Here is a 14,011-nt window from a genome sequence, read left to right as displayed (position 1 = left end):
GTTTGCGGTCGCGTTCGTCGGTGACGGTTCCGTCCGGATCCAGGTGCGCGAGCAGTCGGATGCCGGCGGTGCGGACACCGGCCGGACTCAACTCACGGGCGACCCACGCCAACTGCGCCTCAGCCCGCGCGCGTACTGATGCGTCGATGGCGGTGGGGATCTTGTCCATGATGGCGTCGATTTCGCGGACGTGGTCGGCACCGATCGCACCCTCGCCGACCGCGACCGCGGTCGCCGGCAGTACCGGTGGGTGGGTTTGTCCTTGCAGGTCGGTGAATCGTCCGATGCCAGCGGCGCTGAGGCGTCGGCGGCGGGCGGTACCGTCACCGAGCCGCAACCCCTGCGCCAAGTACTGATGCACCGACAGGTACCCGGCTTTGCGATACACGGCCCGGTCGGAGACCTCCACCAACACCGCGGCGTCGACACCGTCGAGACGACGATGAGTACGTTCCAATGTCTCGACGGTTTCCAGCAGGGTGTCTTCGGTCACCGCGGACAGCGGCAGGGACCCGAACTTGGTCGCCGCAGCCTCCAACAGCCGCGCGAGAGCGGCCGGGTCGTCCGGCAGCAGCACTTCTGACGCGACCATCGAACCCACCCCCTTTCGACCTGCACAGTGTCCGAGAACACTTCTGTTGTGCTTCTATGTTCGAACTCTACCGCCGACCTCCGACAAAACAGTCGGCGCTCGCCTGCGCTCGCGCACTCGTCGTCGTAGTCTGCGAACCATGAGCGACTACGGTCTCGAGCTTCGTTTCGGCGTCTTCGTCACAGGTACGTCAAAGGCACCTCAGCAGGCCGTCGACCTGGCTCTGACCGCCGAAGACGCCGGCATCGACATGGTGACGATCCAGGACCACCCGTACCAACCGGCGTTCCTCGACACCTGGACCCTGCTGAGCTTCATCGCCGCGCGGACCGAGCGCGTGATTCTGTCCGGAAACGTCCTCAACCTCCCGCTGCGGCCTCCCGCTGTTCTCGCCCGCGCCGCTGCGAGCCTCGATCTGCTCTCCGCCGGTCGATGCGAGATCGCACTGGGTGCAGGCGGCTTCGTCGACGCGATCGCGGCGATGGGAGGTCCGCGTCGCACCCCCGGAGAAAGCCGTCGTGCACTGGACGAGGCGATCGACGTGATGCGCGCGATCTGGGACACCTCGGCCCGCGCCGGCGTTCATCTCAGCGGTGACTTCTACCAGGTGGACGGCGCCAAACGCGGCCCGGCGCCCGCCCACCCGATCGGCATCACCGTCGGCGCGTACAAACCGCGCATGCTCCGACTCGTCGGCCGCAAATGCGACGGCTGCCTGCCGTCGCTCAGCTATCTGCCGAACGGGGTCAGCGATCTGACCTCGATGAATGCCGTGATCGACGCAGCCGCGATCGACGCCGGCCGTGACCCCTCGGCTATCCGGCGATACCTGAACGTCGGCGGTCACTTCAACGACGCTCGCGGAGATCTGCTCAGCGGTCCGCCGGCATCCTGGGTGGACGAGCTCGCCGGTCTCACCCGCGACTACGGCATCACCGGGTTCATCTTCGCGACGGACGACGCGGCCGAGATCGAGACCATCGGCACCCAGGTGGCACCCGCTGTGCGGGAACTGGTCGCCGAGCACCGGTCGGCGTGAGGGTGGCGAGGGGCGGTACTCAGCGCGCCCGCGGGTGCGCGGTCGCATACACCTCGCGCATCGTGTTGACCGTGACCAGCGTGTACACCTGAGTCGTCGTCACCGACGAGTGACCGAGCAATTCCTGCACCACGCGAACGTCAGCGCCGCCGTCGAGCAGATGCGTGGCGAAACTGTGCCGCAGAGTGTGCGGCGAGACCTCCTTGTCGACACCGGCACGTTCCGCGGCGTCGACGAGCACCTGCCAGGCACTCTGCCGGGACAGTCTTCCGCCCCGGACGTTCAGGAACAGCGCCGGCGTCGCCCGTTTCACCAACGCCGGCCGGCCGCGCACGAGGTACGCGTCCACGGCGTCGATCGCCGGTCCGCCGACCGGCACGATCCGCTCCTTCCCGCCCTTGCCGCGCAAGACGACCGCGCGGTGCTCCAGATCGAGGTCGTCGAGGTCGAGCGAGGTGACCTCCGAAATCCGGGCACCACAGCTGTAGAGCAGTTCGACGAGCGCTCGATCGCGCAGGCTGCGCGGCCCGTCGCCGGAGCCCGCGGCGTCGAGGATCGCGAGAACATCGTCTACCGGCAACGATTTCGGGAGGCGCCGCGGCGGCTTAGGCGGACGTACCGCATGCGCGACGTCGGATCCGGCCAACCCTTCGGCCGTACAGAATTTGTGAAAGCCACGCGCCGCCACCAGCGTCCGCGCGACCGACGAGTCGGCCAGTCCCGGAACACCGCTGCCAGGGTCCCCGCGCCGCAGAGCGACGAGGAAGTCGCGCACATCCTCCTCGGTGATGGCGGCGATCTCGGAGATTCCGCGCCCGTCGAGAAACGACCGATACCGTTCGAGGTCGCGACGGTAGGAGGCGACGGTGTTGACCGCCGACCCGCGTTCCACCGTGAGATGGTCGAGGTAGCGGGCGATCGCGTCGTCGACGGTCGCGGTGGACATCTGTCGCCGCCCTATCGGCGTGCCGCGAAGGCCGTCGGCTCATCTCGCCACGGTGCGTCCGTGGCGCGGAGTTCCGTACCGCTCGCGTCGGCCGCCGCCGCGGCGAGCACTCCGGACACGGCCGTCGCGTTGACGATCTCGCCCGACAGGCACATCCGCACCGCGTCGGCCAACGGCACCCATTCCAGGACGAGATCCGCCTCCTCGTCCTCACGATCAGCGGCGTGCAACTGATGGAGACTCTCCGCCAGATAGACGCGCAACGCCTCGTCGGTGAACCCCGGAGACACGACCAGGTCGACGAGCACTCGCCACCGGTCCGCAGCCAGATCCGCCTCCTCGGCGAGTTCCCGCTGTGCGGCCGACAACGGCGATTCCTGCGGTCCGCCGTCGAGCAGACCCGCGGGCAGTTCCAGCAACCGGCGTCCGATCGGGTGACGATACTGCCGCACCATCGCGATCCGACCTTCGTCGTCGCGTGCCACCACGGCGACGGCACCGTGGTGCTCGACCACCTCGCGGCGGGCCGTCCGGCCCCCTGGCATCTCCACCTCGTCGATGCGCAGAGCCAGGATCGCTCCGGTGTACTCGGTCCGCGACGACCGCGTGACGAACTCGTGCGATCCCGGCTCGCTCATCGGCTCAGCACCTCATTCCCCGTCTGCGACGGTCTCGAGGATCTCGACTCCGCTCGCGTCGTAACCTTCCAGTTCCACCGGCAGCCGCACTGCGGTCTTGTACTTCAACGCGGCCTCGATGAACGCCTTGAACAACGGGTGCGGGCGAGTGGGACGGCTCTTGAGCTCCGGATGCGCCTGGGTGGCGACCAGGAACGGATGGACGTCCTTCGGATATTCGACGAACTCGACGAGCTTGCCGTCCGGCGACGTGCCCGAGAACACCAGACCGGACTCGGCGATCTTGTCCCGATAGGCATTGTTGACCTCGAAGCGGTGGCGGTGCCGCTCGCTCACCTCGGTGGCGCCGTACGCCCGCGCCACCTGAGATCCCGGGATCAGCGTGGCCGGGTACGCGCCCAGCCGCATCGTCCCGCCGAGGTCCGCATCGCCCGCCACGGCCGCTTCCTGATCCGCCATCGTCGCGATGACCGGCGAAGGGGTATCGGGATCGAACTCGGTGGAACTGGCATCGGCCAGTCCCGCCTGCCGCGCGGCCTCGATCACGACGCACTGCAGACCGAGGCACAGTCCCAGCAGCGGGATCCCGTTCTCCCGCGCGTACTTGATGGCACCCAGCTTGCCCTCGATCCCGCGGATCCCGAACCCGCCGGGCACCAGAACCGCGTCGACGTCCCGCAGGGCCGCGTGCGCACCCTCGTAGGTCTCGCAGTCGTCCGACGGAACCCAGGAGATCTCGGTGCGCGTGTGGTGGGCGAAGCCGCCGGCACGGATCGCCTCGGTGACCGACAGATACGCGTCCGGCAGGTCGATGTACTTGCCGACCAACGCGATCCGCACCGTCTCGCGCGGCGAATGGACCCGGTCGAGGAGATCGCCCCACACGGTCCAGTCGACGTCGCGGAAGGGCAGTCCCAGCTGACGGACCACGTAGGCGTCGAGTTGCTCCGAGTGCAGCACCTTGGGGATGTCGTAGATCGACGGTGCGTCCGGCGTCGAGATGCATCCGTCGATGTCGACGTCGCACATCAGGGCGATCTTCTTCTTGAGCGCCTCCGGCACGGGCCGATCGCACCGCAGGATCAGTGCGTCGGGCTGGATGCCGATGCTCCGCAGCGCCGCCACGGAATGCTGGGTCGGCTTGGTCTTCAGCTCGCCGGAGGGCGCCAGGTACGGAACCAGGGAGACGTGCAGGAAGAAGACGTTGTCGCGCCCGAGGTCGTGGCGGATCTGCCGAGCCGCTTCGATGAACGGCTGCGACTCGATGTCGCCGACGGTTCCGCCGATCTCCGTGATGACGACATCCGGCTCCTCGCCGTCGGCGTCGGGGTCGTGCATCGCCATCATCCGCGATTTCAGCTCGTCCGTGATATGCGGAATCACCTGCACGGTGTCGCCGAGGTACTCACCGCGGCGTTCCTTCGCGATGACGGTCGAGTACACCTGCCCGGTGGTCACATTCGCCGATCCGGACAGATTGCGGTCGAGGAAGCGCTCGTAATGACCGATGTCCAGGTCGGTCTCGGCGCCGTCCTCGGTGACGAAGACCTCGCCGTGCTGGAACGGATTCATCGTGCCCGGATCGACGTTCAGGTACGGATCGACCTTCTGCATCGTCACCCGCATACCGCGGGCGGTCAGGAGCTGGCCGAGGCTCGAGGCCGTCAGACCTTTGCCGAGTGACGAGGCGACACCGCCGGTCACGAAGATGTGCTTTGCTCCGGCGCGCTGGTCACGCAATGATCGCAATTTTTCTCCCGTCGGGCGGTTCAAGCCTCTGCGAAATCTTGAATACCTACGGGACTTCAGCCTAACAGCATCGGCGCGGAATGCCGCTACGAGCAGCCGACTCCACCGTCGCCGGGAGTGTCGCGGCTCCGGTCACTTCGAGGGAGCAGCTCCCACCGTGATCGCCGTCGCACCCGGTCCGGTGCCGTACGCGCCGGTGCGGCCGTCGGTCTCATCGCCGAGAGCGAGCACCGTGGTCAGCTGACCGGTCTGTTGGTCGACGTTGTCGACGGTGCTGACGGCATTGTTCAGCGACGGGTCGGACCGGACCACACCGATCGGTGAACCGCCCTCGGCGGAACCGGACCGCCCGGCGAGTACGCCACCGGAACCGCGTGCCGCCATCGCTGCGGAGAACCTGCCGACGAACTGCCCCTGCGCACCGGAGTCCGACGACATCTCCCCGCCCGTCACGACCAGCACCAAGTCGGCCGGCCGCACCGCACCGTCCGGATACTCGAGGAACCCGGCCTGCCGAAGCGTCTGAAGTGCGGTGGACCGATCACTGTCCGACGCGGGCGCCTGTCCGGGCCGGGTCAGAAGTGCGGTGCCCAGCAGATCACCGAGCCGCGAGCCCGAATCGGTGTACTCCACGCGCAGCTGAGCGCCGGCAGGGATCGATTGGTCGACGACGGTGCGCAGCTTGGACGCCTGCTCGTCGCGGACCAGCGCGGTGGTCAACGCGATCTGGCCGGTCACCGTGCCTCCCGCACCGTTGACCAGCCCCTTCAGCGCTTCCACATCGCCGTCGGCGGCGTCGGGCGCGGTGACGATGAGCACGCCGCGCTTGTTCAGAACACCCTTCGTCAGTTCGGGACCGATCGCCTTGATGAAGGCGGTGTCGTTCCCGACCTCTTTGTCGAGGGCATCGCGCTCGTCTTGCAGCTTCCCGATTCTGTCGCGATCGGTGCCGGTCAGGGCATTCACTCGGTCACCGATGAACCCGGAACCGAGGAACAGGCCCAGAGTCAGAGCCAAGAAGACTGCGATCAGCGAAACGGCGTGCTGGCGCAAAGAGATCATTTGGTATTCCACACACTGCTGACCCAATCGGTCAGCGAGTGCCACTGGTCGACCATCCAGTCGCTGGCGGCTGCCCCGCCGCCCTGGGTGATCACGACCGCCACGATGATCGCGATCAGTGCCGCGACCATCAGCATGGCGATCAACGTTCCGCTGATCCGACTGCGGTACAGCGTGGCGACGGCCTTCGCGTCCACCAACTTCGCTCCGACCTTCAGTCGCGTGAGGAAGCGCGAAGGGATCTGGTCACGCATCGTGCGGTCGAAGAAGTCGTTCATCGAGCCGCTGAGTCCGGCGGTCACGATCAGGTCGGCACCGTGGTAGTCGGCCAGCAGGAGCGCGAGGTCCGGCGCCGACCCGGCGGCCGGGAAGGTGGTGGCGCCGATGCCGAGATCCTGGATCCTCTCCAGGCCCGGTGCGTGGCCATCGGGGTCGGCCGGCAGAACCACCTCGGCGCCGGACTTGAGCGTCTCGGTGCGGATGTCGTCCGGGTCCCCGACGATGAGGGCCGGGCGGTAACCGGCCTTGATCAAGGTGTCCGCACCGGCGCCGACGCCGACGAGCACCGGTTGGTATTCCTTGATGAAGGGTTTGAGCGATTTGAGGTCTGCGGCGCGGTCGGAGCCGTCGGCCACGATCACGACATGCCTGCGGTCGAATTTGACGTTCACCTTCGGCACGCCGACGCCGTCGATCAGCAGCGGCGACTCGCTGCGGATGAACTCGATCGTGTTGCCGGAGAAGGCTTCGAGATGATCGACGAGGCCGGTCTTCGCGTCGAGCATCAGGTCGGCGATCTCGCGTTCGCCGAGTTCCTGACCTCGAGCGATGACGCGTTCACCGATGTACAGCTTGCCCTCGTTGAGGCGTACCTTGGTGCCGTCCTTGACTCGCGAGAACACTTCGCTGCCGACGTTGTCGATCAGCGGGATGCCGGAAGCCGCGAGCACCTCGGGACCGAGGTTCGGGTACCGGCCGGTGATCGACTGCGAGACGTTCACCACCGCCGCGACCTCGGCCTCCACCAGCGCGTCAGCGGTGACCCGGTCCAGGTCGACCTGGTCCAGGATCACGACCGCACCGTGGTCGACTCGGTTGACGAGGCGTTTGACGTCCTTGTCGATCCGGGCGATGCCGGTGAGTCCGGGGAGTGCTTCGGTGTTCCGCGAGAGCAGGGCTGGCATCCTCATGGGTCCCATAGTGACCTTCAGGCACATCAGTCACACGGAGGCGCGCCGTATCAATATCAACTTTCGTCACACTGGAAACACTCGCCTCCGGCGACGAAACAATGGCGGCTCCCCGTCAGGAATCCGCGCGCGCCCGCTCCGCGGTGTCGAGGAGTTCCTCCGCATGAGCCCTGCCGGTCTCCGAGTCCCCGAGACCGGCGAGCATTCGGGCGAGTTCCGCGATGCGTTCGTCGCGGTCGAGCATGGTCAGCGTCGAGGTCTGCCTGCCCTTGCTTCCACCACCGGACTTGCCGATCACGAGGTGGTTGTCGGCAAAGGCGGCCACTTGCGGAAGGTGTGTCACCACGATCACCTGATGGCGTCGAGCCAACCGTGCGAGGCGCGCACCGATCTGCACGGCGGCCGCGCCGCCGACGCCTGCGTCGACTTCGTCGAACACCATCACCCCGCCAGAATCCGGCTCGGCCAGAACCACTTCCAACGCGAGCATCACCCGCGACAGTTCGCCTCCCGACGCCGATTTGGCGATCGGCAGAGGCGCCGCGCCCTTATGCGCCACGAGTCCGAATTCGACGCGGTCGGCACCGTCTCCGCCCGCGTGCGCACGCCGTCCGCCGACGTCGATCGCGAGCCGGTCGTCGTCTGCGGGCAGCAGCGAGACCGAGACGGCCAGTGCGCTGCCGCCCATCGCCAAGCCAGCCAGTTCGGCCGAGACCTTGCTCGCGAGGCTCTTGGCCGACTTCGTCCGCACGGTGTGCAGCTTGCCGGCCAGTTCTGCCACCTTGTCCCGCGCGGCCGCGGCCCGAGCCTCGAGTTGTTCGATCGCACCCTCGGGGTCCTCGATCTCGCTCAGGCGTTCACGTGCGTCGTCACGCCAGGCCAGGACGCCGTCGATGTCCGCGGCGTACTTGCGCGTCAACGACTTGAGTTCCGCTTGACGGTTCAGCAGGCCGTCGAGGTCACCCGCGTCGTCCGGCAGGCCTCCGAGGAACGAATTCAGCTCTGCGCCGAGGTCGGTGACGACCGTCAGTGCTTCGGCGACTCGCGGCTGCAGATCGCGCAAGGCGTCGTCGGACGCCGACTCCAACAGCGAGCGGACGGTGCCGAGACCGTCGACCACCGACGCGCCTTCGGCACCCGCCACGATCTCCTGTGCTTGATACGCAGTGGACCTGATCTCCTCGAGATCGGTCATCCTCCGGATCGTCGCGATCAGATCGGTGTCCTCACCGGGCTCGGGTCCGACGGCGTCGATCTCGTCGATTCCGAACCGCAACCGGTCGGCCTCCTGGGCCAGTTCTCGGGCGCTGTCACGACGCCGGTCGAGTTCGTCGAGCAGTTCCACCCAGTCCGCGCGCGCCGCGCGGTACTTCTTGAGCGTCGAGGCCGCCGCCGGACCGGCATACCGGTCCAACGCGGAGCGCTGCTGCTCCGGCCGGATCAACCGCAACTGATCGTTCTGCCCGTGGATCGCGAGCAGTTCGCCCGTCAGCTGCGCGAGCGTGCCCACGGGTACGGCGCGGCCGCCCAGATGTGCGCGCGAGCGACCATCGGCATTGACCGTCCGCGCCGCGATCAGGGTGTCGTCGTCATCGACGTCGGCACCGGTCTCGTCGAGGACTGCGGCCACCGATGACCGATCCTCGGGAAGGCGGAACCGGCCTTCGACGATCGCCTTCGCGTCTCCGGTCCGGACACGTCCCGCGTCCGCTCGTGCTCCGGACAGCAGCCGCAGGCTGGTGACGATCATCGTCTTGCCCGCACCCGTCTCACCGGTCAGAACGGTGAATCCGGGATGGAACTGCGCGCTCGCGGATTCGAGCACACCGAGACTGCGGATCGACAGTTCTTCCAGCAACGGGTCTCAGCTCCTTCCCCGCCAGCCGGTGACCGGCAGCGAGAACTTGGTGACGAGTCGGTCGGCGAAGGGCTCCGAATCGATGCGGACCCAGCGAAGCGAACGCTGCGCCCGCACCACCTCCACCCTGGACCCCGCGGGTACGTCGAAGATCCGGCGGCCGTCGCACAAGGCGACGCCGTCGCGCCCCTCGCGGTGGACTTCCACCGCCACGCGCGATCGCGGACTGGTGACCATCGGGCGGGCGAACAGCGCGTGGGCGTTGCTCGGCACCACGAGGATCGCCTCCAGATCCGGCCACATCACCGGACCGCCGGCGGAGAACGCGTACGCAGTGGAACCGGTGGGCGTGGCGACGAGCAGTCCGTCGGCGCCGTAGGCCGCAACCGGCCGCCCGTCGACCTCGGTGACGAGTTCGAGAACACCGTTGTGCGACGTGTTCTGAATGACGACCTCGTTGAGCACCCAGTCGCGCGCACGGGGCTCATCGCTCCCCGGGTCGATCACCGATACGTCCAGCACCATCCGGTCGACGACCCGGTAGTCGCCGGCGATCAGCAGGTCGAGCACTTCATCGATCCGGTGCGCCTCCGCCTCCGCGAGGAATCCGATGTGGCCGAGATTGATCCCCATCAATGGGACGCCCGCGGGATACGCCAGTTCGGCGGCACGCAGGAAAGTGCCGTCTCCGCCGAGCACAAGCACCAATTCACACCCCTGCGCCGACACCGAGTCGGCGTGAGCGACCTCCACATCCGCTCCGGCGTCGCGCAGCATCTCCGGATCGACCGGGTGGGTCTCGACGTTCGGAGGCGGCGGCCTGCGGGTGTCGTGGTCGACGACACGGACCGCGATACCGGCGTCACCGCAGCGCTTCGCGATGGTCAGGAGCGTATCGGTGACCTCGTCACGGCCGGTGTGCGCCACGACCAGGAAGGTCCGGGTACCGTCCGGCGACCCGCTCGATGATGTCATCACCCTCCCCCTCCCTATTGCGGACCGTCGGCGACGGCCTGATCGATCAGAGCGCGGACACGCGTGGCCTCACCCTGATCCACCCAATCGTGATCGGTACCGTCCGAGCCGATCTTCGAGTCAACGGTATCGCCGGGGTGCGACATCTGCTCACTCAGGACCTTCGGCTCCGAAACGACGCCGTCGTCCTTGTGCAACCAGAGGAAGAATTCCACATTGCCGGACGGTCCGGGAAGCGGGCTCGCCACGACCGCTCGAGTGGTGAGCCCGAGAGATGCCGCCATCGCCGCGACGTCCTCGACCGCCTCTGCCCGCAGTCGCGGGTCACGGACCACCCCACCCGCTCCGACACGGTTCTTTCCGACCTCGAACTGCGGCTTCACCATCGGCAATGCGTCGCCCCCGGGGCGGAGACAGCCGGCGAGCGCAGGCAGCACCAGCTTGAGCGAGATGAAGGAGAGGTCTCCGACGATGAGATCGACCGGGCCGCCGATCACTTCCGGCGTGAGATGACGGACGTTGGTCCGATCGTGGACGTGCACCCGCTCGTCGGTCTGCAGCTTCCACACCAGCTGCCCGTAGCCGACGTCGACCGCTTCCACTTCACGAGCACCGCGTCGCAGCAGCACGTCGGTGAAACCGCCTGTGGACGCGCCTGCGTCCAGACACCGTTTACCGTCGACGGACACCCCGAGCGGTTCGAATGCGGCGAGGGCGCCGAGCAGCTTGTGCGCCCCGCGGGAGGCCCAGTCGTCGGTCTGCCCTTCAGTCACCACGATCGGCGTGTCCCTGGCGACATTGGTCGCAGGCTTGCTGGCCGGTGTTCCGTTGACTTTGACATTCCCGGCGTCGATCAGCTCGCGGGCCTGCTCGCGGGACCTGGCGAGTCCGCGCCGCACGAGTTCGGCGTCGAGCCGTGCACGAGCAGCCATCATCGGCCTTTCTGTCTAGGGCAACGGATCCTTCTACGGCAGCAGATGCGGTTGCGTTCAGCCACGGCCGGCGTCTTCCAGCGCCGCGGCGAGTCTGTCGTGTGCGCTGGTGAGCAATTCCGCCTGCCGGGCGAGCGCACCGAGGTCGAGTTCGTCACCGGCGGCCGATCGAACCATCTCCGCCTCCTCCAGCAACTGCGCGGCAGCGGCCAGCGCCGGATGCTCTGCCGGGTCTGCGGGCGGCGCATTGCGTGCGGCCAGATCCGCGGCGACCGACGCCGGTGACGGACCGGGGCGGGGTGTATTCGGCTCACTCATGACGAGACCAGGCTAACGCAGCGGTGTCAGTCCGAGGGCGGTGAGAGTCTCCGCCGCCACGTCGTCCTGGGCGGCGATCCGCAGATCGAACGAACCGACGTCGGCAGTCCACACCGCGTGCGCGAGCGCCGCGGCGAGACTCGCCTCGGTTCCCGTCGAACGCGCGGCGACCGCGACGTGCTGGCCGTTGATCTCGATGCTCCACTCGGGACGGGGACCGATCGCGGACTCCGCCGCCGGCTCCTTGAGCGCGTCCAGCCCGGACGCGATGTACGTCGGCCGCTGCCGCGGTTCGGCGGCGAGCAGTTCGGGTCCGCTCGTGACGCCGCCCAGGACGAGCAGACTGTCGATCCCCACGGTGTGCGCGCCCTCGATGTCCGTATCGAGCCGGTCCCCGACCATCAGGGGCCGCTTGCCGTCGGTGCGCGACAGTGCGCCTCGCATGATCGGTGCCGCGGGCTTCCCTGCCACGGTGGGCTCCTGGCCGGTCGCCGAGGCGATCGCCGCTACCATCGATCCGTTTCCGACCATCAGTCCGCGCTCGGTCGGCAGGGTCGAGTCGACGTTGGTCGCCACCCAGGCAGCGCCACGTCGCACCGCCAGGGCGCCCTCAGACAGCTGCGCCCAACCGGTCTCCGGGGAGTGGCCCTGGACGACAGCCGCCGGCTCATCGTCGGCGGAGTCGACCACAGTCAGCCCGCGCGCCCTGATCTCATCGCGAAGAGCATCAGCACCGACGACGAGGACCTTCGAACCCGTCTCGACCGTCTCCGCAACCAGGTCCGCTCCGGCCTGAGCGCTGGTGACCACTTGCTCGGACTTCGCGTCGAACCCCAGTGAGAGGAGATGATCGCGCACCTGCTCGGGACTACGGCTGGCATTGTTCGTGACGAACAGCGCGGTGCCGTGTGTTTGCGCCACGGCCTCGATCGCGCCGGGCAGTGCTGTGGAACCGGTGTACAGAGTTCCGTCGAGATCGAGCAGAAGCACGTCGTACGCATCGCCCAGAGCCACGGAGGCCGACGACGGTTCACTATGGCCGGAGGTCGACGTATCTACGCCCGGTGTGCTCTCGAGCAGGTCCATCAGCCGGAACTCGGCGTCGGTCTGGTCATCGATATCGGCGGCTGCCGCATTCTGGAACCAGGTCACCGCGTCGGCTCGACGGCCAGCAGCCTCGAGGGCCGAAGCGTAGGCGAAGAACAGCCGCGCGGCCTGGGTTCCGGTCCGACCTGGACGCAGGTCCTGATCACTCAGCGCACGCACCGCCGACTCGGGATCTTTCAGGTCGATGAGAGCACCGGCCTTGACCATGGCCATCTCGAGCGCAGCCTCAGCGCTGAGATCGCGTGCCTCGTCGCTGTCGGCGATCTCGACCGCACGTCGGGGCTGTCCCAGCCCGCGTTCGCTGTCGGCGATCAGCGGCAGCAGCGCATCGCTCCCGCTCATCCTTCGCGCGGCACGCAGTTCGGAGATCGCTTCCTGCCATTCCCCGGCAGAGTACGCCACAATGCCCGCGGTCTCGCGGACGACGGCGATCCGTGCGGCCCGAGCCCGAGCGGCACGGGCGTGCGCCAGCGCCTCCTGCGGATCGTCCTCCAGCAACGACGACGCCATCACCAGATGACGTGCGACCCGGTCGGCCGTCAGCTTGTCCAAAGCCGACAGATCCCGCCTGACTTCCGGATCGAGATCCGATGCCGAGACGTCGTCGGGAATCCCGGGTCCGGATGACGCATGGTCGTCCGTCCGTCGCTGCCGCCCGTTTCGCCGGCCGCCCGGATTCCGTCCGCCACCAGTAGTACTCATAACCGTCTAATCTATTCGCCGACCTGCGAACAAGCTAACTGAGAACGAGTGGATGGCCAGCCGCTGGTCCGTACCGAGACACCGCGCCACTGTTTGTGCTGAGTTTCGTTGGCTCAGCAAGCGTGATGAATGGCCATGACGGTGGTGCGGCCCCGAGGACGGGGCACGATCCGCTGCATTCTCGCTTGGTTTCGACTCGCTTCGCTCGCTCAACAAGCCTAAGAGGGTGCGCGCTCAACCAGCCTGCGGGAACCGCTCTCCGACCCCCGGAGGTTTGTCGAGTAGGCGGGTGAGCGTAGCGAGCACGGCGTATCGAGACCACTCTGCCCGTCGTGCGGTGGTTTCGACTCGCTTCGCTCGCTCAACCAGCCTAAGGGGGTGCGCGCTCAACCGGCCTGGAATCGCCGGCTCCCCCGGAGGTTTGTCGAGTAGGCGAGCGAGCGTAGCGAGCCCGCCGTATCGAGACGACTCTGCACCGCTCGTGTGGTGGTTTCGACTCGCTTCGCTCGCTCAACCAGCCTGAAGCGCTCGCTCAACCAGCCTGCCGGAAGCGCTCTCCGACTCGAGGTTTGTCGAGTAGGCGGGTGAGCGTAGCGAGCACGCCGTATCGAGACCAGCCTGCACCCCTCGTGTGGTGGTTTCGACTCGCTTCGCTCGCTCAACCAGCCTGAAGCCAGCCTGAAGAGTGCGCGTTCGCGGTCCGTCAGGCGCGCCGTACCCCAGACAACACTCGCCGGGGGGCACGTCCCGGGAAATGGGTTGAGCCCCGATCAGACGGTGTCTGATCGGGGCTCAACAAGTTGTGTTCGGCGGTGTCCTACTCTCCCACACCCATTACAGTGCAGTACCATCGGCGCAGGTGGGCTTAGCTTCCGGGTTCGGAATGGGACCGGGCGTTTCCCC

The 14,011-nt window shown here is 67.5% G+C and carries 12 protein-coding genes and 1 rRNA gene; 1 reads left to right on the top strand and 12 read right to left on the bottom strand.

Features of this window, described 5'->3' with window-relative positions:
* Positions 1–592, bottom strand: a 592-nt coding sequence (locus tag ABFX36_RS18365; RefSeq protein ID WP_346077725.1) for a DUF222 domain-containing protein, incomplete at its 3' end; no start/stop codon positions are given.
* Positions 593–731: 139 nt separating this feature from the next.
* Between ABFX36_RS18365 and ABFX36_RS18360 the strand changes: the two genes are divergently transcribed.
* A complete protein-coding gene (locus ABFX36_RS18360; RefSeq protein WP_045537990.1) occupies positions 732–1,631 on the top strand; it encodes an LLM class flavin-dependent oxidoreductase in 900 nt (299 codons plus the stop codon).
* Between the two features lie 19 nt (positions 1,632–1,650).
* On the opposite strand, the gene xerD is transcribed toward ABFX36_RS18360, so the two are convergent.
* The 11 genes from xerD to rrf form a co-directional block, all read right to left on the bottom strand.
* Positions 1,651–2,577, bottom strand: coding sequence for a site-specific tyrosine recombinase XerD (gene xerD, locus ABFX36_RS18355; RefSeq protein WP_045537988.1), 927 nt, complete (start codon positions 2,575–2,577; stop codon positions 1,651–1,653).
* A gap of 11 nt (positions 2,578–2,588) precedes the next feature.
* Entirely contained in the window at positions 2,589–3,215 is a 627-nt protein-coding gene (locus ABFX36_RS18350) for an NUDIX domain-containing protein (protein WP_006898313.1), read from the bottom strand.
* A 12-nt stretch (positions 3,216–3,227) separates the two neighbouring features.
* Positions 3,228–4,964 (bottom strand): CTP synthase, encoded by a 1,737-nt coding sequence (pyrG, locus tag ABFX36_RS18345; RefSeq protein WP_006898314.1) that lies wholly within the window; start codon positions 4,962–4,964, stop codon positions 3,228–3,230.
* A 132-nt stretch (positions 4,965–5,096) separates the two neighbouring features.
* Complete coding sequence (locus ABFX36_RS18340) at positions 5,097–6,026, bottom strand: copper transporter (RefSeq protein ID WP_006898315.1); 930 nt, start codon at positions 6,024–6,026, stop codon at positions 5,097–5,099.
* On the bottom strand, positions 6,023–7,216 hold the full coding sequence (gene steA, locus ABFX36_RS18335) for a putative cytokinetic ring protein SteA (protein ID WP_039868216.1): 1,194 nt from the start codon (positions 7,214–7,216) through the stop codon (positions 6,023–6,025). Before steA ends, ABFX36_RS18340 begins: the two co-directional genes overlap by 4 nt.
* Before the next feature lie 115 nt (positions 7,217–7,331).
* Positions 7,332–9,074 (bottom strand): DNA repair protein RecN, encoded by a 1,743-nt coding sequence (recN, locus tag ABFX36_RS18330; RefSeq protein WP_346077720.1) that lies wholly within the window; start codon positions 9,072–9,074, stop codon positions 7,332–7,334.
* Between the two features lie 6 nt (positions 9,075–9,080).
* A complete protein-coding gene (locus ABFX36_RS18325) occupies positions 9,081–10,049 on the bottom strand; it encodes an NAD kinase (protein WP_006898318.1) in 969 nt (322 codons plus the stop codon).
* A 14-nt stretch (positions 10,050–10,063) separates the two neighbouring features.
* Positions 10,064–10,981: a TlyA family RNA methyltransferase gene (locus ABFX36_RS18320; RefSeq protein WP_346077717.1), complete on the bottom strand. Its 918-nt coding sequence runs from the start codon at positions 10,979–10,981 to the stop codon at positions 10,064–10,066.
* 57 nt (positions 10,982–11,038) lie between these two features.
* Entirely contained in the window at positions 11,039–11,299 is a 261-nt protein-coding gene (locus ABFX36_RS18315; RefSeq protein WP_045537983.1) for a hypothetical protein, read from the bottom strand.
* Positions 11,300–11,311: 12 nt separating this feature from the next.
* Positions 11,312–13,108 (bottom strand): HAD-IIA family hydrolase, encoded by a 1,797-nt coding sequence (locus tag ABFX36_RS18310; RefSeq protein ID WP_346077715.1) that lies wholly within the window; start codon positions 13,106–13,108, stop codon positions 11,312–11,314.
* Between the two features lie 804 nt (positions 13,109–13,912).
* A 5S ribosomal RNA gene (gene rrf / locus ABFX36_RS18305) occupies positions 13,913–14,011 on the bottom strand; the annotation flags it as partial.

Source organism: Gordonia cholesterolivorans (assembly GCF_039531975.1).
GTDB classification, from domain to species: domain Bacteria; phylum Actinomycetota; class Actinomycetes; order Mycobacteriales; family Mycobacteriaceae; genus Gordonia; species Gordonia sihwensis.
This window is presented reverse-complemented; position numbering and strand designations above follow the sequence as displayed.

Bases quoted from the DNA above. Each gene is read 5' to 3' on its own strand.
- ABFX36_RS18360 (WP_045537990.1), top strand. From the start codon at position 732: ATGAGCGACTACGGTCTCGAGCTTCGTTTCGGCGTCTTCGTCACAGGT.
- ABFX36_RS18350 (WP_006898313.1), bottom strand. From the start codon at position 3,215: ATGAGCGAGCCGGGATCGCACGAGTTCGTCACGCGGTCGTCGCGGACC.
- ABFX36_RS18315 (WP_045537983.1), bottom strand. From the start codon at position 11,299: ATGAGTGAGCCGAATACACCCCGCCCCGGTCCGTCACCGGCGTCGGTC.
- ABFX36_RS18340 (WP_006898315.1), bottom strand. From the start codon at position 6,026: ATGATCTCTTTGCGCCAGCACGCCGTTTCGCTGATCGCAGTCTTCTTG.
- ABFX36_RS18310 (WP_346077715.1), bottom strand. From the start codon at position 13,108: ATGAGTACTACTGGTGGCGGACGGAATCCGGGCGGCCGGCGAAACGGG.
- ABFX36_RS18320 (WP_346077717.1), bottom strand. From the start codon at position 10,981: ATGGCTGCTCGTGCACGGCTCGACGCCGAACTCGTGCGGCGCGGACTC.
- steA (WP_039868216.1), bottom strand. From the start codon at position 7,216: ATGAGGATGCCAGCCCTGCTCTCGCGGAACACCGAAGCACTCCCCGGA.
- xerD (WP_045537988.1), bottom strand. From the start codon at position 2,577: ATGTCCACCGCGACCGTCGACGACGCGATCGCCCGCTACCTCGACCAT.
- ABFX36_RS18325 (WP_006898318.1), bottom strand. From the start codon at position 10,049: ATGACATCATCGAGCGGGTCGCCGGACGGTACCCGGACCTTCCTGGTC.